The organism is Sunxiuqinia sp. (assembly GCF_055140945.1).
In genome coordinates this window covers 168,402-187,968 of the sequence record NZ_JBSQYS010000002.1, presented here as the reverse complement: position 1 = coordinate 187,968, position 19,567 = coordinate 168,402, and the positions used below count along the sequence as shown (strand labels likewise).

At 38.1% G+C, this 19,567-nt stretch carries 20 protein-coding genes; 11 read left to right on the top strand and 9 right to left on the bottom strand.

Annotated elements, in window-relative coordinates:
• Window positions 1-81: 81 nt before the first annotated feature.
• The gene (locus ACTB00_RS01545) at window positions 82-768 is read right to left on the bottom strand and encodes a tetratricopeptide repeat protein (protein ID WP_463298191.1); all 687 of its coding nucleotides are present in this window, start codon (window positions 766-768) and stop codon (window positions 82-84) included.
• Window positions 769-910: 142 nt separating this feature from the next.
• On the bottom strand, window positions 911-4,600 hold the full coding sequence (gene purL / locus ACTB00_RS01540; RefSeq protein ID WP_463298190.1) for a phosphoribosylformylglycinamidine synthase: 3,690 nt from the start codon (window positions 4,598-4,600) through the stop codon (window positions 911-913).
• A gap of 197 nt (window positions 4,601-4,797) precedes the next feature.
• On the opposite strand from purL, the gene ACTB00_RS01535 reads away from it, so the two are divergent.
• Window positions 4,798-5,295, top strand: coding sequence for a YkgJ family cysteine cluster protein (locus ACTB00_RS01535; protein ID WP_463298189.1), 498 nt, complete (start codon window positions 4,798-4,800; stop codon window positions 5,293-5,295).
• Window positions 5,296-5,298: 3 nt separating this feature from the next.
• Here ACTB00_RS01535 and ACTB00_RS01530 read toward each other — a convergent pair whose 3' ends face one another.
• Window positions 5,299-5,658 carry a hypothetical protein gene (locus ACTB00_RS01530; RefSeq protein WP_463298188.1) on the bottom strand — a complete coding sequence of 120 codons (360 nt, stop codon included), beginning with the start codon at window positions 5,656-5,658 and terminating at the stop codon, window positions 5,299-5,301.
• Window positions 5,655-6,077, bottom strand: coding sequence for a hypothetical protein (locus tag ACTB00_RS01525; protein WP_463298187.1), 423 nt, complete (start codon window positions 6,075-6,077; stop codon window positions 5,655-5,657). The genes ACTB00_RS01530 and ACTB00_RS01525 overlap by 4 nt, the downstream gene beginning before the upstream one ends.
• 537 nt (window positions 6,078-6,614) lie before the next feature.
• Here ACTB00_RS01525 and ACTB00_RS01520 point away from each other — a divergent pair.
• From ACTB00_RS01520 to prmA, 6 genes are all read left to right on the top strand, one after another.
• A complete protein-coding gene (locus ACTB00_RS01520) occupies window positions 6,615-9,035 on the top strand; it encodes a glycoside hydrolase family 2 TIM barrel-domain containing protein (protein WP_463298186.1) in 2,421 nt (806 codons plus the stop codon).
• Entirely contained in the window at window positions 9,008-9,373 is a 366-nt protein-coding gene (locus ACTB00_RS01515; RefSeq protein ID WP_463298185.1) for a hypothetical protein, read from the top strand. Before ACTB00_RS01520 ends, ACTB00_RS01515 begins: the two co-directional genes overlap by 28 nt.
• Window positions 9,374-9,596: 223 nt before the next feature.
• Window positions 9,597-10,019, top strand: a complete 423-nt coding sequence (locus ACTB00_RS01510; RefSeq protein WP_463298184.1) for a DsrE family protein — start codon at window positions 9,597-9,599, stop codon at window positions 10,017-10,019.
• Between the two features lie 128 nt (window positions 10,020-10,147).
• Window positions 10,148-10,906: a triose-phosphate isomerase gene (gene tpiA / locus ACTB00_RS01505; RefSeq protein WP_463298183.1), complete on the top strand. Its 759-nt coding sequence runs from the start codon at window positions 10,148-10,150 to the stop codon at window positions 10,904-10,906.
• A gap of 133 nt (window positions 10,907-11,039) precedes the next feature.
• Window positions 11,040-11,510, top strand: coding sequence for a hypothetical protein (locus ACTB00_RS01500; protein WP_463298182.1), 471 nt, complete (start codon window positions 11,040-11,042; stop codon window positions 11,508-11,510).
• A 103-nt stretch (window positions 11,511-11,613) separates the two neighbouring features.
• Complete coding sequence (prmA, locus tag ACTB00_RS01495) at window positions 11,614-12,444, top strand: 50S ribosomal protein L11 methyltransferase (protein ID WP_463298181.1); 831 nt, start codon at window positions 11,614-11,616, stop codon at window positions 12,442-12,444.
• A gap of 7 nt (window positions 12,445-12,451) precedes the next feature.
• On the opposite strand, the gene ACTB00_RS01490 is transcribed toward prmA, so the two are convergent.
• From ACTB00_RS01490 to ACTB00_RS01480, 3 genes are all read right to left on the bottom strand, one after another.
• Complete coding sequence (locus tag ACTB00_RS01490; RefSeq protein ID WP_463298180.1) at window positions 12,452-13,177, bottom strand: DUF3307 domain-containing protein; 726 nt, start codon at window positions 13,175-13,177, stop codon at window positions 12,452-12,454.
• A 6-nt stretch (window positions 13,178-13,183) separates the two neighbouring features.
• Window positions 13,184-13,834 carry a hypothetical protein gene (locus ACTB00_RS01485; RefSeq protein WP_463298179.1) on the bottom strand — a complete coding sequence of 217 codons (651 nt, stop codon included), beginning with the start codon at window positions 13,832-13,834 and terminating at the stop codon, window positions 13,184-13,186.
• An 87-nt stretch (window positions 13,835-13,921) separates the two neighbouring features.
• Window positions 13,922-14,422: a metallophosphoesterase family protein gene (locus tag ACTB00_RS01480; protein WP_463298178.1), complete on the bottom strand. Its 501-nt coding sequence runs from the start codon at window positions 14,420-14,422 to the stop codon at window positions 13,922-13,924.
• A 106-nt stretch (window positions 14,423-14,528) separates the two neighbouring features.
• On the opposite strand from ACTB00_RS01480, the gene ACTB00_RS01475 reads away from it, so the two are divergent.
• The 4 genes from ACTB00_RS01475 (at window position 14,529) to ACTB00_RS01460 (ending at window position 17,596) form a co-directional block, all read left to right on the top strand.
• Entirely contained in the window at window positions 14,529-15,023 is a 495-nt protein-coding gene (locus ACTB00_RS01475; protein ID WP_463298177.1) for a SixA phosphatase family protein, read from the top strand.
• Between the two features lie 79 nt (window positions 15,024-15,102).
• Entirely contained in the window at window positions 15,103-15,804 is a 702-nt protein-coding gene (locus tag ACTB00_RS01470) for a 16S rRNA (uracil(1498)-N(3))-methyltransferase (protein ID WP_463298176.1), read from the top strand.
• Window positions 15,805-15,914: 110 nt separating this feature from the next.
• Window positions 15,915-16,850, top strand: coding sequence for a polyprenyl-phosphate transporter (locus tag ACTB00_RS01465; protein ID WP_463298175.1), 936 nt, complete (start codon window positions 15,915-15,917; stop codon window positions 16,848-16,850).
• A complete protein-coding gene (locus ACTB00_RS01460; protein WP_463298174.1) occupies window positions 16,847-17,596 on the top strand; it encodes a shikimate dehydrogenase family protein in 750 nt (249 codons plus the stop codon). Before ACTB00_RS01465 ends, ACTB00_RS01460 begins: the two co-directional genes overlap by 4 nt.
• A gap of 32 nt (window positions 17,597-17,628) precedes the next feature.
• On the opposite strand, the gene ACTB00_RS01455 is transcribed toward ACTB00_RS01460, so the two are convergent.
• Together ACTB00_RS01455 and ACTB00_RS01450 are read right to left on the bottom strand one after the other, a co-directional pair.
• Window positions 17,629-18,645: a zinc-binding alcohol dehydrogenase family protein gene (locus ACTB00_RS01455; protein ID WP_463298173.1), complete on the bottom strand. Its 1,017-nt coding sequence runs from the start codon at window positions 18,643-18,645 to the stop codon at window positions 17,629-17,631.
• A 92-nt stretch (window positions 18,646-18,737) separates the two neighbouring features.
• Window positions 18,738-19,565 carry an amidohydrolase family protein gene (locus ACTB00_RS01450; protein ID WP_463298172.1) on the bottom strand — a complete coding sequence of 276 codons (828 nt, stop codon included), beginning with the start codon at window positions 19,563-19,565 and terminating at the stop codon, window positions 18,738-18,740.
• Window positions 19,566-19,567: the final 2 nt, after the last annotated feature.

The following is a 19,567-nucleotide window of genomic DNA, read 5'->3' as shown; positions in this document are numbered from 1 at the left end:
GATTATCAGATAAATATACAACTTTTTATCCAGAAAAACAACGTATGTGACTGATTATTAGTCTGTTAAATACCTTATTTTTTAGATGCGTTTGCCCTGATTGTAATACACCTTCGAAGAATCATATTGTTCCAGATTATAGTAACCTACCCCAACGCCATTGTAATTAACTGCCAAACTTGTTTTTTTACCAACCCCCGCATTAATTTTCGCTGCTAGTTCATAATGATGTATCGACTCTTTAAAGTCGCCAATCCGTGTAAAAACCATGGCTAAGTTTGAATATACCCGAGCCTTATCTTCTACTGAATTTTGTTTTGAAAAAAGATCTAATGCCTGATATAGATTTTCTGCGGCCTGATTGTATTCTCCAAGGTAATAATAAACCAAGCCAATAGAATTTAAAGTCTCAGCCACGTTCTGCACATCATTAATTTGACGGAATATTTCCAAGGCTTCTGAATAATTTTTTAAAGCCAGTGGATAGCTATCATAATAGTAGTAACACTCCCCTCTCAAGTATAAAAATCGTGACTCAAACAACGGAGCATTAATCGATTCAGTAATAGCAATCGCTTTATTCGCTACCTCCAGACATTTGGCACTATCTTCACGCACATAGCGCTGAGAGAAATCCAACATTTGAATTAGCTTCTCCTCAGCGCTCACATCCGTCGGAAAAGACAAAAGGCTATCCACATCATCTTGACTAAATGCAAGGTGAAATATAAAAAGGAAAATAATATGAAGCCCACTTCTTTTAGCCATTTGCACAAGATGAGAGGTACAAATATGTCAATTTTTATTGAATCACCGTTCAAAAAAAAACAAATGAATTGAATATACAGCTATTGGATAAGAACATGTTAAGCAAAAAAAAAGGCTCTTTGCACAAGAGCCCTTTGATAATCTATTTTGAATACTTCTTAATCCATTCCCGAGCATTTACAAATGCTTCAATCCAGGGAGCGACTTCATCCTTCTTTCGGTCGGCCGGGTAATAAGGCCAGTGCCAAGGTTTAAAGGCTCTTTCCAAGTGAGGCATCATCGCTAAATGACGGCCATCTTTTGAGCAAAGAGAAGCCGTATTAAGATCTGATCCATTAGGATTTCCTGGATAGAAGTCATAGCTATATTTATAAGGAATATGGTATTGATCTTCGGCATAAGGCAAACTAAATTTTCCTTCACCATGAGCAATCCAAACACCGAGTTTCATTCCGGCCATTGAGTTCAGCATGACAGAGTCGTTCTTCGCAATTTCTATATTCAAAAATGCCGATTCGAATTTATGTGATTCATTATGTAGCATCTTTGGAATTTTTTCGTGTTCAGGATAGAGCAAGCCAAGTTCCACCATCAGCTGGCAACCATTACAAACGCCCAAGCTTAAAGTATCATTTCTCTTGTAGAAATTTTCTAAAGTCTGTCGAGCTTTCTCGTTATATTTAAAAGCACCTGCCCAACCTTTTGCCGATCCAAGAACATCGGAATTAGAGAAACCCCCAACAAATACAATCATGTGAACATCCTCTAAGTTTTCACGTCCAGAGATCAAATCGGTCATGTGAACATCTTTTACATCCAGTCCAGCCAAATACATCATATATGCCATTTCTCGATCGCCATTCACTCCTTTCTCCCGAATAATAGCAGCTTTTACACCACTTGGAGTTCGGCGGTTTAAATCAATACCATAGTCAGCAGCTTTACCCGTAAAACCTTTGAAGTCATAGTCCAGCTTGTTGTTTTTATAGTTTTTGAAACGCTCCAGTGCCAGTTTTTCGCCACTTTGTTTGCGATCCATCAAATAGGAAGATTTGAACCACAATTCACGTAACGAATCAATATCTAAATCAAAATCAGCTTCGAAGTTTTTAATCGTAAAAGCTCCCTTTTCAGCAGGTTGTCCAATTTTTACAAATTTCACTCCTGCTTCACTCAGTTTCGCTTCCACTACTCCAGAATCAGCTGCCTGAATTACAATTCCAGGATTTTCGTTGAAGAATACTTTTGCACTGTCTCTCTCGCCCAAACCAGTTAAATCCAGGTGCAAACCTGTTTCATTATCACTGAAACACATTTCAAGCAACGTTGTAATTAATCCACCGGAAGCAATATCGTGTCCGGCCAAAATCAATTCATCTTCGATTAAACTTTGAATGGAATTGAATGCTTTTAAGAAATAAGCAGAATCGGCTACCGTTGGCGCTTCTTGTCCAAGTTTATTTACGATTTGCCCAAAAGCACTACCTCCTAAAACCAAGGGAGTAGAAGAGAAATCGATATAATAAAGCGGCTTGCTGGCATCGTTCACCGCAACAGGTTCAACAACTTTTTTCACGTCGGTTACTTCGCCCGAAGCTGAAATAATTACCGTTCCCGGTGAATAAACCACATCATCTTTATACTTCTGAGTCATTGACATGGAGTCCTTTCCGGTTGGGATATTTATCCCCAAAGCACATGCAAAATCACTGGCTGCTTTTACGGCCTTGTAAATACGTGCATTTTCGCCGGGATTTTTTGCAGGCCACATCCAGTTGGCGCTCAACGAAACACTTTTCATTTTATCCGGCATTGGAGCCCAGATAATATTGGTTAGTGACTCAGCGATTGAAAGGATTGAACCACTTTCAGCATTGACCATTGCAGCAACAGGCGCATGACCAATCGTTGTTGCAAGGCCGCTTTTGCCTTGGTAGTCGAGAGTTATGACACCTACATTATTCAAAGGAAGGTGCAATTTGCCTGCACCTTGCTGCTTTGCAATCCGACCGGTTACAGAGCGGTCAACTTTATTGGTCAACCAGTCTTTACATGCTACCGACTCCAATTGCAAAACATCTTCGAGGTACGATTCTATTTTATCCTGATCGTAAGCCAATTCAGCAAAATTAGCTTTCTCTGTTGTATCTGTTAAAACTGTTTTTGGTGGATTACCAAACATATAAGCCAGTTGCCAGTCGATTGACTTTTCTCCTGTTTTTGAATTTTCGAACGTAAACTGCATATCGCCAGTCGTATCGCCAATCACATACATTGGCGAGCGTTCACGATCTGCAATCTTCTTCAACAAATCAACATGCTTCTCACTCATCACCAATCCCATACGCTCTTGCGACTCGTTACCGATAATTTCTTTCTGAGAAAGTGTTGGATCGCCTACCGGTAATTTGCTAGTATCAATCTTACCACCAGTCTCCTCAACCAATTCCGACAGGCAATTCAGGTGACCACCAGCACCATGATCGTGAATAGAGATGATTGGGTTATCATCCGACTCAGCCAATGCACGAATGGCATTGTAGGCACGTTTCTGCATTTCCGGATTCGCACGCTGAACAGCATTTAACTCGATCGCGTTTTTAAATTCACCGGTAGCCACTGAAGAAACAGCTCCGCCTCCCATTCCAATGCGATAGTTATCACCGCCGAGCAATACCACTTTGTCGCCTACTCCAGGTTTATCTTTTAAACTGTCCTTTTTAGCACCAAAACCGATCCCTCCGGCCAACATGATTACTTTGTCGTAACCATATTTTTTATGGTTTTCAAAATGCTCAAAAGTCAATACAGATCCGGTAATCAACGGCTGACCAAATTTGTTTCCAAAGTCACTGGCCCCATTCGACGCCTTAATCAATATTTCTTCAGGTGTTTGATACAACCACGGACGCTCCTCTGTAGCTTCCTCCCAATTGCGGGCTTCTTCAGTTCGCGGGTAAGAAGTCATATAAACAGCTGTTCCGGCAATTGGCAAACTACCTTTCCCTCCGGCAATTCGGTCGCGAATTTCGCCTCCGGTTCCTGTTGCAGCACCATTAAAAGGCTCTACCGTAGTTGGGAAATTATGAGTTTCGGCTTTCAACGAAAGCACAGTTTCAATATCTTTTACTTCGAAATAATCAGGTTTATCCTGCGTTTTGGGAGCAAATTGCTCAACAACTGGCCCTTGTACAAAAGAGCAATTATCTTTATATGCTGAAATAATTTTATTTGGATTTTCTTTTGATGTTTTTTTAATCATCTGGAAAAGTGACATTTCCTGCTCAACCCCATCAATGACAAACGATCCGTTGAAAATCTTATGACGACAGTGTTCCGAATTTACCTGAGAAAACCCAAATACTTCACCATCGGTCAACTTGCGATCCATCTTTTCTGAAACCGACTCCAAATACTTGATTTCATCTTCACTCAATGCCAAACCTTCTTGCTCATTATACGCTGCGATATCATCAATTTCAATGATTGGATCCGGCTGCTTGTCGATTGTAAAAATGTTTTGTCCCAAAGATTCATACAACGCTTTAAGCATTGGATCATATCCGGCAGAACGATCAGGAACTTCAATAAATTCTTCCAAACGCACAATGCCATTGAGCCCCATGTTTTGGGTAATTTCAACTGCATTGGTACTCCAGGGAGTAATCATTTCTTTTCGTGGGCCTACAAAATACCCTACTAAAAAATCTTGGTCAACCAAGGTTGCATCACCAAACAACCAGCTCAGTTTTTGTATGTCTTCGTCCGAAAATGAGACGGATGTTTGAACGGCAACAATGCTGTTCTGGAGGGTTTTAAAGAATAAAATCATGTTGAATCGGTTAATGATTAAATGACATGTTGTAAAACACGACACAAAGATAAAAATTACTTCAGAAGAAATAGTCTAAACCTATCGAAAACCGCTTGAATGTGAATAATAAGAAGCGATTGTTAATAGATTTTCGAACGACTTAGCAAGATTATTTATTTCACTACTTCTAATTAAATCGACTACTTTTGCCACTCATGAAAAAGCAATTTGACAATTATCACAAGCTCAGAGATAAGATTGATCTGTTGACCGAAAAATTATCTGACACACACAAAAATCACATGGCCTGCAAAAAAGGTTGTGATTTATGCTGCATGGATTATGATGTTTTCCCTGTTGAATACAATTCAATAAAAAAGAAGATTGAAAATGAGTCAATAGACTTTCAAGAATCTACTGATGGAAGTTGTATTTTCCTAAAAGATCACGCCTGCCAAATATATGAACATCGACCAATTATTTGTCGTACGCACGGTCTACCACTACTCTTTATGAATGATGAAGAGTGGGAATTGTCAGCTTGCGAACTAAACTTCACCGATTTTGATGACGAGGATTTTTCTGCAGAAAATACGTTCCCTCAGGACAAATTCAATAGCGAACTATTCATTATCAATAAGAATTACATCAAAGAAAATAATCTGCAACATTCCGAATTTGACCTGATTCCACTAAATAAACTACGCAACTGAAACTTATTTTATATCCAACTTGATTAACTCCATGGTATACCCCGTCCGTTCCCAGCCACTGACTTTAAAAAGAGCCGCAAAATCTTTTTCAAATACCTGTCCTCGATTATAGAAGGCTGCGATGGAATCGTTGTCTGTAAAATACTCCACCATCCGAATCACACCAATATCGTTATCCGAAAGAAACATCACAATATCATTATCAACAGGACCGTGCATTTTAGATACAATTGTATAATCAACAATCTGGTTCCCTGATCTTGACTGAAAAGTTTCTTTTTCGTTGATGGTGAGATCTCTTCGGGTTATTTTCCCTCCAATAATCTCATAATTTGGAAAGTAATCTGTAAATACATTTTTCAAAAAACCATGGTCTTAAACTGGCCGACATAAACCAAGCTCTCAGTATTAATTTTTGACTTATCCCATTCTGAGTTTAACAACAAATCAAAAGATAATCCGTGATCTCCAAAATACAGACTCAACATCTTTGCACTGTTAGGTTCCATTATCGTTACGTATGGATATTGATTGGGAACCATTTGAGAAGCTTGTTCCGGATGTTGTTGTAAATGTTGCGAAAAGTCTTGCTCTGAGTTTATTGAAAAATCCCTGAATGTTCCGAAACCTCCGGTTGGCACGTTTGATTCAATGGTGAAATGATCACCAATCAATACAGTTATTGAGAATTTTTCCTCTAAAAAGCCGCCCCAGAAATCACTTGATGGTTTCTTTCTAAAGAATAAAAAGGCCCCAATAGAAAAAAGAAGTAAAACTGACAAACCGACAACAATTCTGAATTTACTGAATAATGACTTTTTCTTTTCAACGTCTTTAAAAATGACCCGGTACTCTCCTTTTTCAATCTGAAAAATGACCTTGTCATTTTTTCCTTCCGTTTCGTAATAGGCAGCTAATTTTTTGGGAGATTATGAATATAAACCCGAACCTTATTGTCATTCTTTACAGGGTCGTAGCTATTACCAAAAATCTCTGATCCAATTGTGGCTTCCTTCAACTTTCGTCCTTCAATAGTTGTACGAAACAATAGAGAGAGTAGCACCGTATTCACATTTGAACGTGAAAACTGATCACTTTCAAGTATCTTTTTTAATTAAGATTCGAGTTTTTGTCTTTCAGCCACCATGATTTTTGAAAAGCTTCAAATATAATTGAAAACTGTGTGATACAGACTGATTATCAAAAAGATTAAAGATGAAAAACGTAAGCTTTTAACGGTTAACAGAACGTGATTTACATTAAAAATAGAGTCAACAAGCAATGTTTTCCTTTATCTTAGTACAAAACCAATACAAAAAATGATGAAACTAATTACACTAAACCTGTTAGTGCTTTTTACAAGTATTTTATTTGCACAAGAAACCGAAACAATCTACCTATCCGGAACCGGAGCAGAAAATCCCGTCGAATGGGAGTTTTACTGTTCAGATGGAAGAAAGTCGGGAGAATGGTCAACCATCGCAGTTCCTTCCTGCTGGGAACAACAAGGATTTGGCGACTACAATTATGGACATGATCCATTTGAAGAACGTTTGAATGAAACCGGGCTTTATCGATACAACTTCACGGTTCCGAAAAGTTGGAAAAACAAAGAAATAACGATTGTTTTTGATGGGGTAATGACCGATGCAGAAGTTAAAATAAATGACAAGCTGGCTGGGCCTGTCCATCAGGGTGCTTTTTACCAATTTAAATATGACATTAGCAAATTGATAAAATCCGGTAATGAAAATCAACTGGAAGTTCTGGTAAAAAAACACTCTGACAATCTATCAGTAAGCCAGGCGGAAAGAAAAGCTGACTTCTGGATTTTCGGTGGAATTTTTCGACCTGTTTTTCTTGAAGTCAAGCCAAAAACCAATATCCAACGCGTTGAGATTGATGCAAAACATAACGGCGATTTTACCGCTGATGTTCACCTGAAAAATTCAAAAACCGCCTCAATTATTCATGTCGATATTCAAACACTGGACGGTAACGTTCAAACATCGTTCAGTCAGTCGGTAACAGCCAATAACACCCGAGTTCAAGGAAATCTAAGAAACCCACTAAAATGGAATCCGGAGTATCCAAACTTGTACAACGCTGTGTTTTCGTTGTTGGACGAGAATGGTAGAACAATCCATCAATATACCGAGCGATTTGGATTCAGAACCGTTGAAGTCAGAGAAAGTGATGGTATTTATGTAAATGGCGTCCGTATCAAAATGAAAGGTGTTGACCGCCACACCTTCCATCCCAAATATGGAAGAACATCTTCAAAAGAACTTAGCATTACCGCTGTCAACTTAATGAAAGACATGAATATGAACGCAGTGCGGATGTCACACTACCCGCCCGACAGGCACTTTCTGGATGTTTGCGACTCGTTGGGGTTGTTTGTGCTAGATGAGCTTACTGCCTGGCAAAAACCGTCTTATGGCGATATTGTTGGAAGAAAATTACTGGAGGAAATGATCGCGCACGACGTTAATCATCCCAGCATTATTATTTGGGCCAATGGAAATGAAGGTGGTGAAAACAATAGTCTAAATGATGACTTTGCTGAACTGGATATTCAAAAACGAATTGTAATCCATCCTTGGCAAGATTATGAAATGACAAATACCCTTCACTATTTCGACTATAACTATTTGTCAAACGATGGATTTAGTAAACGAAAGATATTATTTCCTACCGAAATTATACATGGACTTTATGATGGAGGCCATGGCGCAGGCTTGGACGATTTCTGGCTGAGAATGTGGAATGATCCGCTTTGCGCAGGAGCTTTCCTCTGGGTTTTTGCTGATGAAGCCATTGAACGAACCGATCGAAATAATGAATTTGACACCGATGGCAATCATGCTCCAGACGGAATTGTTGGACCTTATAACGAAAAAGAAGGAAGCTTCTTCACCATTAAGGAAATCTGGTCGCCAATCTTTTTTGAGAAACGCTACATTACCCCCGATTTTAACGGCAAATTCAACATTGAGAATAGGTTCCTTTTCACCAACATCGACCAGTGTGCTATAAAAGCAGATTGGCTAAAATTTTCTTCTCCTTCCGAACAGGTAAAAGAGACAATCAGCAAAACGGAGCATATCGACATTAATCTGACACACGGACAAAATGGTCAATTACAAGTTTCACTTCCTGAAAATTGGCAACAATTTGACGCCCTTCGCATAACTGCCACTGATCAATATGGAAGAACTATTAATACATGGAGCTGGCCTGTAAAAAAAGCCGCTATTAAGGCAGAAGAACTACTTAGCAAAAATTCGGTTTTAAAACCTCTGCTCGAAGAAACCCAGAGCGAACTGAAAGTGAAAGCCGGGCAATTGGAGATTTCATTTAAAAAAGATAATGGAACGATTGCTGAATTAAAAAACAATGGACTTAAAATACCACTTTCCAACGGGCCTGTTTTTGTGAGCAAGGAAAAGAAGGTAAAACATGTTAAGCATTATTTTAACGGTAACGAGTTAATCATCGCTGTTACTTTTGAAAATGATGATCATTTTACATGGACTATTAACGGTAACGGGCTAGTCGATCTAGCTGTCGCTTATCAACCAGCAAATAATTGCCAGTTTGCCGGAATCTCCTTTGATTTTCCTGAGAAAAATGTCGCAGGAATGAAATGGCTCGGAGATGGCCCATATCGCGTATACAAAAACCGCATGAAAGGCGTAAATTTTGGCTTGTGGGAAAAAAATATAACAATACGATAACCGGAGAATCTGGTTTCATTTACCCTGAATTTAAAGGTTATCACGCCAACACCTATTGGGCAGAGATAAAAGGAAAAAATGCTCCTGGATTTACCGTTTATGTAGAAAGCAATGATATCTTTCTCCGGATGCTAACGCCCGATGCCCCCACTGCGCCAGCGAGAACAAAAATTGACTATCCTGCGGGAGACATTTCATTTCTGCATGGGATAAATGCTATCGGTTCCAAATTTAAAAATGCTACGAGCTTTGGGCCACAATCAAATCCATACCTGTTTAACCGGGCTAAAATTCATGGTGGCAAATTACTTATGAAATTGACCTTTGATTTCAATTAACCCGCCACTCTTTAAGATTAAGAAAAGGATATCTCTCTTGCTTAAAGAGAGATATCCTTTTCTTTTTTTAATCTGATCTCAGGCCCGTTTCGATCTGACTAAAAATATTTTGACACCAACTAACAAATTAATTTTCAGCAATAAAGCGGTGAGCTCATTCGTCGATTTTGTTTTTGGAAAGGATAATCTTAATTTTCTTTTCAAACTCAAACTCATCCATATTATGAAACCATTTTTTCTTATAACAATCGCTGTTCTGCTATTTACAATAAATAGTTTTGCTGCAACAAACAAAACAATGGAAGCAAATAGCAATAAACTAGCTGTACTCTGGACAAGCGGCGATCCTGAAGTTGCTGAAAAAGTGTGTTTTATGTATACCAATAATGCAAAAAAGCAAGCTTGGTTCGATGAAGTGTTTTTGATTGTGTGGGAACCTTCATCAAAACTATTAGCTGAAAATGAAATGCTTCAGGATTACATTAAAACAATGCAGGAGAATGGTGTTAAAGTGGAAGCTTGCTATTACTGTGCTGATATGTACGGCGTAGTCGAAGACCTCAAGAAATTGGATATTGATGTTAAAGGGATGGGCGTTCCATTAAGCAACTATTTGAAAGAAGGTTGGCATACACTCACCTTTTAATTTTCAGGGTTTAATCTTAGGTTAAATCAAGAAAGTGGTCTTGTAATAGTTAGGTGGTTATCGACGCTTTTTCTATTTTTGGGCGATATTATTCAAAAAATAATCACTATCCCGAAAAATAAAATAACATGAGAAAAAAAGTAGTTGCCGGTAACTGGAAATGTAACACTTCAGTTCAAGAAGGTGTTGAGTTAGCAAAAGCTGTTAATGAACTAGTTGCCAAAGAAGGCGCTGAAGACGTTGTTGTTGTTCTTGGAACTCCATTCACACATATTACAAGTGTAGTTGATGCAATTGACACCAACCGTGTAGGAGTATCTGCTCAAAACTGTGCTGCCGAAGCCAGCGGTGCATACACCGGTGAAGTTTCTGCTGCTATGGTAAAGTCAACTGGTGCCGGATATGTCATTTTAGGTCACTCTGAAAGACGTGAATATTATGGCGAAACCAGTGAAATTCTGAATAAAAAAGTTGCATTGACTTTAGAAAATGGCTTAACACCTATTTATTGTTGTGGTGAAGCTTTGGATATTCGCGAAGCTGGTACTCAAAAAGCATATGTGATCAATCAATTAGAAGAAACTATCTTTAACTTGAGTGCTGAAGATTTCAAAAAGTTAATTATCGCATACGAACCAATTTGGGCTATTGGAACAGGAAAAACGGCAACAACAGCACAAGCACAAGAAATGCACAAAGATATTCGCGATGCAATTGCTGCCAAATACAGCCAGGAAGTTGCTGATGAAATTTCAATTCTTTATGGTGGTAGCGCGAAGCCAAGCAATGCTCCTGAGTTATTTGCCAATCCAGATGTAGACGGAGGTTTGATTGGTGGAGCTTCGTTGAAAGCTGAAGATTTCTTAGGCATTATCAATGCTTATTAATTAAAAGAGAAAATACTCAACTAAATAATGAAGCCATCTGAAAAAACAGATGGCTTTTTTTATTTTTATCAGTAATTTACGGAGCGAATTATACGTTCTCCCAAAATATGAAATCTTAATACCTGAGACCCCCATGAGATTAAATACCGATAAATTGATGGAAGAACTGCTTAAGGAATTCAAAAAAGTCGATGAATTTCGAAATCAGTTTAGGAATGATTTTATTGAAGTTTTTACTTCATTGTTGCATAATCTATTTCAATTGGAAAAAGATGAGAAGATGAGTGAAGTGTTGATGATCATGGCTCAGCAAACCATCAGCTTTACGGAATCCATCATTGAAAAGGATCGATCATTTCCGGAATATAGAAAAGAAGAAGAACTGAAAGCAATGGATGATTTACTAGCCAAGCATCAGATACTTGAATCCTATGAAGAAGAAATCAAAAAAATAAAACAGACGCTAAATGATGTCGTTATAAATCATTATCCTACCATATACGAGTTCACTTCATTTGGCTATCGACTACTCGATAGAAAAGCTCAATACTACAGTTACCAGTTTTGGTCGGGCTTTCAGCAAATGAAAATTGCAAAAGAATAAGCGCAAACGTCTGTTGTTGTGAAAGCATCATTCTACTGAGGTAAAAGACGCCTTGTAAACTATTCTTTTCTATCTTCGCCCAAAATATTGATAGCCGACAAATATGAAATACACAAAAGCTAGTTTTGCAATTAATGCTGACAGTGAAACCAACCGCGAGATATTAATTGCCTACCTATCTGAACTTGATTTCGAAAGCTTTGATGAAGTGGATGATGAGGTTCATGCTTTTTCCCCAATCGGGAAAGTTACTTCTAGGGAGATAGAAAATTGCCTGGAGTCAGTTCCCTTCAAAGCTAGTTTTAAACTTGAAGAAATGCCCGATATTAATTGGAACGAAGAATGGGAAAAAAACTATTTTGAACCACTACTACTCGATAAAAAAGTATTAATACGGGCTCCCTTTCATACCGAATATCCGGAAGCAACATACGAAATTGTTATTGATCCGAATATGGCTTTTGGAACCGGCAATCATGAAACAACCAGTTTAATGATGAATCATCTTTCCGGCATTAATCTGGAAGGTCAGGCCGTTTTAGATATGGGTTGCGGAACCGGAATTCTTGGCATTTATGCATCGATGCTTGGAGCAAAAGACGTAACGGCAATTGATATTGATAGCTGGTCGTTTGAAGCAACAATAGAAAATTCAAGATTAAACAAAGTCAGCAATCTGCAAGCATTTATCGGCGATGCACAACTGCTAAGCGAGAAAAAATTTGACATCGTATTGGCAAACATCCAGAAAAACATCATCCTTCAGGATATTGAGAAGTATGTTTCAGTTTTAAATGAAGATGGATTACTTGTTGTAAGCGGATTCTATAAAAATGATTTAGAAGATATTATTGGGAAAGCTGCCGAATTAGTGCTGCATAAAGTTGACATCAAAGAGCAAAATGATTGGATAGCTGTTTCATTTCAGAAATAAAAACAATCTACAACATTGAATTTGTCAATAAACCGGTCATTATTGCAATTGTAAAACTAATGAAAGTACCAACCAAAACATATTCAGACAACAGACGAGTGCCATCTTCGTTTTTAACCGATATTCGTAAAATTGATTTTGCAGCAATCAGAAAACCAATTGCCTGAAATTGCGCACCCAAAACAAATGTCAATACTAAAATGCGCTCCAAAATCCCGATCCACTTCCCTGCGTTTTGCAGACTTGGCTCCCCCATCGTCTGATGAATTTGACTCTGCCAGCGCTTAGTGGCCAGATTGATAATAATCATTGATGGCCAGATGACAAAAATATAAGCAAGTCCGACTACCAAATTTCTCTCGTTCGAAATTAAATCTGAAAACTGTGACGCTATATTTGAAGGCACACCATTTATAATAAATACAACTCCACCAATTGCCACAACATGGAAAACCTGATCAATTAAAAACCACAACAAGCTCCCTGTCTTTGATGGTTTTAAATAAATCTTTGCTAAATCGATCAGGTAATGGAAAATAAATAGAAATAGTGGTATTTGCCAGGTAAAATAATCCAGCGAAAATAAAACAGAAATACTGGTTACAACAAGAATATGATAGAATAACTTTAGTGACTTAACTCCATTCTTGTTTTTATGTTCTACCCACGAATTAGGCTGCAATAAAAAATCAGCAATTAGATGTGCAATTAATAGTCGAAGAAATAAAATCATTACTACTTATATTTTCTCTAAAATATCAAGATACCGTTCATTCATCTTTTCTATTAAAGTCCAATTGGCTAGATGAATTCGATTACTAACCGACGGTTGAGACAAATTCAATATCTTGGCAATTTCAGTTTGTTTGTATCCCTGAACAAGATAATAAATAACTTCAGCTTGCGCCAATGTCCAGCCTGCAAAAATCTGATCTAAAAATGCGCATGCTAACTCAAACTCCTTGTTATATTCCTCATTCGTAGTTGTAATAATTAAGGTTTGTTTCTTCTTTTTCATAGCATCAAGAGCTCGTCCTGACAGCACAAATGGGCGTTCCATCGACTTCCCGATATGCTTCGGAACCTCATTGACTTGTCCAACAGCTAACGATATCCTGACATCCATTGCTGCGTTTGCATTCTTGTTCTTCACCCCTACTTCTTTCTGTTTAAAGAAAGATTTTAAATAAATACACTTTCGAAAAGCTTGCTGAATTTCTTCAGTCATTAGTTGGAAGCTATCTCCTCGACTAGAAAGAATAGGTTCGTCACCTTTAACCAAGTAATTACTGGCCGGTTCTTCTAACACATCCATGGTTTGCATAAATACAGATTCTTCAAACTTTGAAGAATTAATGACATCTGCTGATATTACTGCGATCCTTTGCATGTTCAAATATAGACAAAATAGACTATACTTACAAATATTAGATCATTTAATCTATATTTTTTAATTATAGATTAAAGAGACTATGTATCAAAACTTCGTTCTTTCAAATTCAAGTACTTCCAGATCCTGAATATTTTTACCGTCAACTGTAAATCGAATGGCGGTACAAACTTTATGAAATCCTTTATTACCAGCCGCTCCCGGATTCATGTGCAAGCAATTAATTTTCTTATCATTTATCACCTTTAAAATGTGCGAATGGCCTGCGATAAACAGTTGTGGCGGATTCGTATAGATCTGCTTTCTAATTCTGGAATCATACCGACCTGGATAACCTCCTATGTGGGCAATTAATACGTCAACATCTTCACAAAAAAAACGTAGGGTCTCTGGAAACATTCTACGCAAAACATGTCCGTCAATATTTCCATACACTGCTCGTAAAGGTTTTAATGCAGATAGCTTGTCTGCCAGTTGCTCATTTCCGATGTCTCCGGCATGCCATATCTCATCCACGTTTTCTAAAAACCGTACCACTCTTCTACTTAATTCTCCGTGAGTATCAGAAATCAATCCTATCTTCTTCATAAAAGGGCTATAAACTTTAATGGAAAGCAAAATTAAGCTAATTTTGAAAGAATAATTAATATAGTGGTCACATTTAGCAATTTGCAAATATTTTAAATCCAATAAAATGAAAAGAGTTGTTATTGTTCGTCATGCAAAAGCAGTTCCTTATGGTTACGAAGATGATTTTAATCGAAAGCTTAGAGACCGGGGAAAAAAAGATGCTAACCAAATTAGCTCGACTCTTATGGCCGAAGGAAAAAAAGCAGACTTAATTATTTCCAGTCCGGCCAAAAGGGCATTTAAAACTGCTAAAATCTATGCAGACAACTTTCACTACCCAATCGACATAATTATAAAAATTAATGATTTATACCACGGATTGACAACCCAGGAATTTCTAGATTTGATAAATGATCTTTCTGATGATATTCAGTGTGTATATATATTCGGGCATAACCCAATGATGCACCAAATGAGTTACAATTTATCCAAGTCTTTTAACAGCGACATGCCAACCTGTTCAACTGTAGGGATTGATTTTGAAGTAGATAAATGGAGCGAAGTAGACGCAAGAAAGGGAAATGTGTCATTCCATCTTATACCAAGAATGTTCAATTAGCCGTAGAAATAAAGCAGCCACAAAGCAATTTTAACTTTGAAAAACAATTCCTTTCTCTATTTTTGCAACAAAGAAAACTATGCAGCTTTTTTATACGCCAGACATCAATGCAGATGACTACTGTTTAAATGAAACCGAATCGAAACATGCTGTTCGGGTACTTCGACTAAATGCAGGTGACTCCATTCAGTTAATCGACGGAAAAGGAAACTTTTACGAAGCACAAATAATTGATGCTCATCCTAAGAAATGCCAAGTACATGTCATTAAAAAGGTGAATGGGTTCGGTAAAAGAAATAATTATCTGCATCTGGCAGTAGCTCCCACAAAAAATATTGATCGATTCGAATGGTTTCTCGAAAAAGCGACAGAAATTGGAGTCGATGAAATAACGCCAATTCTTTGTGAGCATTCAGAACGCAAAGTGGTAAAGCACGAACGATTGGAAAAGGTAATCGTTTCGGCAATGAAACAATCGATAAAAGCTTATTTGCCAAAATTGAACCACCTCACTCCTATCAACGATTTGATTAATTCAAGTAGCGAGTCAAAGAAGTTTATTGCACATTGTTACGAACAGGACAAGCATATTCTCAAGAATGAATTGGAGGCCAGTGACTCAAACCTAATATTGATTGGCCCCGAAGGCGATTTCTCCGAAAATGAAGTTACATTGGCAATCGACAAACAATTTATTCCGGTTAGTCTAGGAGAAAGTAGACTCCGCACAGAAACTGCGGCAGTTGTTGCGTGCCACACGGTAAACTTGCTAAAATCATAAAAACAGACTTCATTATATTTTATTAAAGTCAAATTCACATAAAATTTTTCACCAAATCTTTCTTTTTCATATTTACTCACCTATTTTTGCTTGTCATCAAACACACACACATGAACCGATCGCTAAAAGAATACCTTTTGATTACACTAAAGGGTATGGGAATGGGAGCAGCTGATGTTGTCCCCGGAGTTTCAGGAGGAACAATTGCTTTCATTACCGGAATTTATCAGGAACTAATCGACTCAATAAAATCAGTCAACATACGCTCTTTGAAGCTATTTTTCACGGGTAAGTTCAAAGAATTCTGGAGCGAAATTAATGGCAACTTTCTATTAGCTGTTGTCATCGGAATTGGCATCAGCGTATTGTCGCTGGCAAAAGGATTAAAATACCTGCTTGAAAATCATGCCATCCTGATTTGGTCATTCTTTTTTGGACTGATCGTCGCTTCGGCTATTTACGTTGGGAAAGACATTAAACAGTGGAAAATTGGAACTATTATATCAATGATTGCGGGAGCAGTTATTGCCTATTTTATTACTATCGTAACGCCAGCCGAAGCTCACAGCAGTTATGCATTTGTATTTTTATCAGGTTCCATTGCTATTTGTGCCATGATACTACCAGGCATTTCCGGAAGTTTCATCTTGGTACTACTTGGCATGTATAAGTTCATACTTGACGCCGTTTCAGGCTTTAATTTACCGGTAATAGCTGTGTTTATGGTGGGGGCAGCTCTGGGAATCATCTTATTCTCGAATCTATTAAGTTGGTTATTAAAGCGCTATTATGATCTAACAATTGCGCTATTAGCCGGTTTCATGATCGGATCGTTAAACAAAGTATGGCCATGGAAAGAAACCGTGGAAACTTTTATTGACCGGCATGGAGAAGTAAAACCGCTAGTTGAAGAAAATATACTGCCAACAAGCTACGAAACCATCTCCGGACTCCAGCCACAATTAGCGGGTGCCATTGGGCTTGCGGCATTGGGGTTCGCTCTTATTTTTATAATCGAAGGAATATCAAAAAAATTAAACAAATGAAGACATACGGATTAATAGGATATCGACTGGGCTACTCTTTCTCAAAAGGATTCTTTTCCGACAAATTTGAAAAAGAAGGATTGAAAGAGCACGAATATGTCAACTTTGAATTGGATACGATTAGTGAGTTTCCTACAATTTTTGAAAAGAACGACAATATAGCCGGATTGAATTGCACGATTCCTTACAAACAAGAAATCATGCCTTATTTGGATGAAATTGATGAGGAGGCAGCTCAAGTTGGAGCCATCAATACCGTAAAAATTATTCGTTCAGGAAGTCAAAAAAAATTGAAAGGATTCAATACTGACATTTATGGATTTGAGAATTCATTGATGCCAATGTTGAATGAAAAACACAAAAAAGCATTGATACTGGGAACCGGTGGAGCTTCAAAAGCAATCAAACACATTCTGGATAAAAATAGTATCGATTATCTTTCTGCTTCAATCGAAACAGAATTATTCGATAAAGAAATACGCTACGAACAAATTGATGAGACTTTATTGAAAGAGCACCTAATTATTATTCATGCAACACCACTTGGAACCTTTCCAAAAGTTGATAATTGTCCATCAATCCCATATGAGTACATCACATCAGACCATGTTCTTTTTGACTTGGTGTACAACCCTGAATTGACTCTATTTCTAAAAAAGGGGCAGGAAAAAGGAGCTTCAACAAAAAACGGATTGGAAATGCTTCACTTGCAAGCAATAAAAGCATGGGAAATCTGGAATGCATGATTTCCCCATGCCGATGATCGATCTATTATAAGTTAAAACTCAACCAAAATTTTCAGGATCTCACCCGGAGCTTCCGACCACTGTTTCATGGCCTGCGGAGCTTCGGTTGGCTGAACTGTTTTTGAAATTAGCAATTGACTATCGAGCTGGCTGGTTTTTAAGTACTTAATTACAGCTTCAAAATCAGACGGATTAGCATTTCGAGAGCCAAAAATCTGTAGTTCCTTTTGCACCCATAATTTTGTGGGGAAAGCCACATCTTCTTTGGCATATCCAATGCAAACCACACGTCCGGCAAAACCGACTTCCTCAATTGCCGAGCGATAAGTAATTGGGCTACCTGCTGCTTCAACAACAACTGTAGGTCCATTATCATCTGTGATTTTAACAAGCTCATCATGTAGGTTCTGTTTCATCGAATTGATCAAATGAGTCGCCCCGAGTGTTTTCGCAACTTGCAATTTTTGATCATCAATATCAACGGCAATAACTGTTGCTCCTCGCAAATGTGCACGAACAATTGCACCACTTCCAATCATTCCACAACCAAACACCATTACCGTGTCAATATCGGTCACCTCCGCATTGTCAATCGCATGAAATCCGACTGTCATTGGCTCAACCAAGCCAAGCTGAACATCAGTCAACTCCTCATCAACCAACACTTTTTGCCAAGGTACAGCAATGTATTCAGCCATCGCACCATCACGCTGTACGCCAAGCGTTTCGTTGTAACGACATGCATTAAAACGTTTCTGCTTGCATGAAGAACATTGCCCACAATTGGTATAAGGAACAACCGTCACCTTTTGACCAGCTTTAAATTTTGCAGGAGCATCCTCTCCGACTTCCTGAATAATGGCCGATATTTCGTGCCCCGGAATTCGAGGATATTGCACCAACGGATTTTTTCCGAGATAGGTGCTCAAATCTGATCCACAAAATCCTACATATTTTATTTTCAACAAAATATCTTCGTTACCCACCTGCGGCATATCGCGATCAACGATTTGCATCTCGCCGGGTTTTACTATTTCAATTGCTTTCATTCTTTTATATTGTTTATGTTATGCGACTCGTGTATTTCCTCTTATGCTTTCTTTAAAAGGATATGAGTTTTTTTCACGGTCATTCTTTCTATTTAAAGTTGATATGTTTCAACTGCATTTTTATAAAAAATCTGCTCTTTTTCTGAATCACTCAGATCCGACAGAACTTGCTTGACCAGCTGCAGCCAGCCTGAATATTTTGTAGCCACCAGACAAACCGGCCAATCCGATCCATACATTAATCTGGAGGGGCCAAACGCATCTAATACAACATCAAAATAGGGTTGCAGCTGTTCCGGTGTCCACTGCTTAAAATCAGCTTCGGTAACCATTCCACTAATTTTGCAAGAAACATTCTCCCGCTTTGCCAACTCCTTTAGACTTTTAGCCCAAGGTTCAATTTCATTCAATTTGATTTTAGGCTTGGCTATGTGATCTAACACAAAAACCTGCTCAGGATGTTGATCGACAAACTTGATTGTATTCGGCAACTGATATTCCAATATCAAAATATCGTACACCAATTGGTAATCCTTCAACAATGAAATGCCTCGGTTAAATGCTTCCCCTAAAATAAAGTCAGGATCCGGCTCACCTTGAACAACGTGGCGAACTCCTTTCAGCCATTTATTTTCAGAATACTTTTGCAGCAGCTCGTTAACATTATCAGCCGCCAGTGGCAACCACCCCACTATCCCTTTCATAAGATTGTTCTCGGCAGCCAACGAGAGTAACCATTCGGTTTCCTCAACAATTTGCCGAGCTTGCACTGTTACAACGCCGCTTACTCCGGTCGAATCTATTGTAGCTTTCAAATCTTCAGGCAAAAAGCTCCGGCGAATTGTTGCCATGTCATCATCAATCCAGTCAAATTCAAGCGGATCGTAATTCCATAAATGATGATGTGTATCAATAATCATGA

Excerpts from the sequence above, each read along its gene's own strand:
- ACTB00_RS01545 (WP_463298191.1), bottom strand. The coding sequence starts at position 768 with ATGGCTAAAAGAAGTGGGCTTCATATTATTTTCCTTTTTATATTTCAC.
- purL (WP_463298190.1), bottom strand. The coding sequence starts at position 4,600 with ATGATTTTATTCTTTAAAACCCTCCAGAACAGCATTGTTGCCGTTCAA.
- ACTB00_RS01535 (WP_463298189.1), top strand. The coding sequence starts at position 4,798 with ATGAAAAAGCAATTTGACAATTATCACAAGCTCAGAGATAAGATTGAT.
- ACTB00_RS01520 (WP_463298186.1), top strand. The coding sequence starts at position 6,615 with ATGATGAAACTAATTACACTAAACCTGTTAGTGCTTTTTACAAGTATT.
- ACTB00_RS01510 (WP_463298184.1), top strand. The coding sequence starts at position 9,597 with ATGAAACCATTTTTTCTTATAACAATCGCTGTTCTGCTATTTACAATA.
- tpiA (WP_463298183.1), top strand. The coding sequence starts at position 10,148 with ATGAGAAAAAAAGTAGTTGCCGGTAACTGGAAATGTAACACTTCAGTT.
- ACTB00_RS01500 (WP_463298182.1), top strand. The coding sequence starts at position 11,040 with ATGAGATTAAATACCGATAAATTGATGGAAGAACTGCTTAAGGAATTC.
- prmA (WP_463298181.1), top strand. The coding sequence starts at position 11,614 with ATGAAATACACAAAAGCTAGTTTTGCAATTAATGCTGACAGTGAAACC.
- ACTB00_RS01490 (WP_463298180.1), bottom strand. The coding sequence starts at position 13,177 with ATGATTTTATTTCTTCGACTATTAATTGCACATCTAATTGCTGATTTT.
- ACTB00_RS01485 (WP_463298179.1), bottom strand. The coding sequence starts at position 13,834 with ATGCAAAGGATCGCAGTAATATCAGCAGATGTCATTAATTCTTCAAAG.
- ACTB00_RS01480 (WP_463298178.1), bottom strand. The coding sequence starts at position 14,422 with ATGAAGAAGATAGGATTGATTTCTGATACTCACGGAGAATTAAGTAGA.
- ACTB00_RS01475 (WP_463298177.1), top strand. The coding sequence starts at position 14,529 with ATGAAAAGAGTTGTTATTGTTCGTCATGCAAAAGCAGTTCCTTATGGT.
- ACTB00_RS01470 (WP_463298176.1), top strand. The coding sequence starts at position 15,103 with ATGCAGCTTTTTTATACGCCAGACATCAATGCAGATGACTACTGTTTA.
- ACTB00_RS01465 (WP_463298175.1), top strand. The coding sequence starts at position 15,915 with ATGAACCGATCGCTAAAAGAATACCTTTTGATTACACTAAAGGGTATG.
- ACTB00_RS01460 (WP_463298174.1), top strand. The coding sequence starts at position 16,847 with ATGAAGACATACGGATTAATAGGATATCGACTGGGCTACTCTTTCTCA.
- ACTB00_RS01455 (WP_463298173.1), bottom strand. The coding sequence starts at position 18,645 with ATGAAAGCAATTGAAATAGTAAAACCCGGCGAGATGCAAATCGTTGAT.
- ACTB00_RS01450 (WP_463298172.1), bottom strand. The coding sequence starts at position 19,565 with ATGATTATTGATACACATCATCATTTATGGAATTACGATCCGCTTGAA.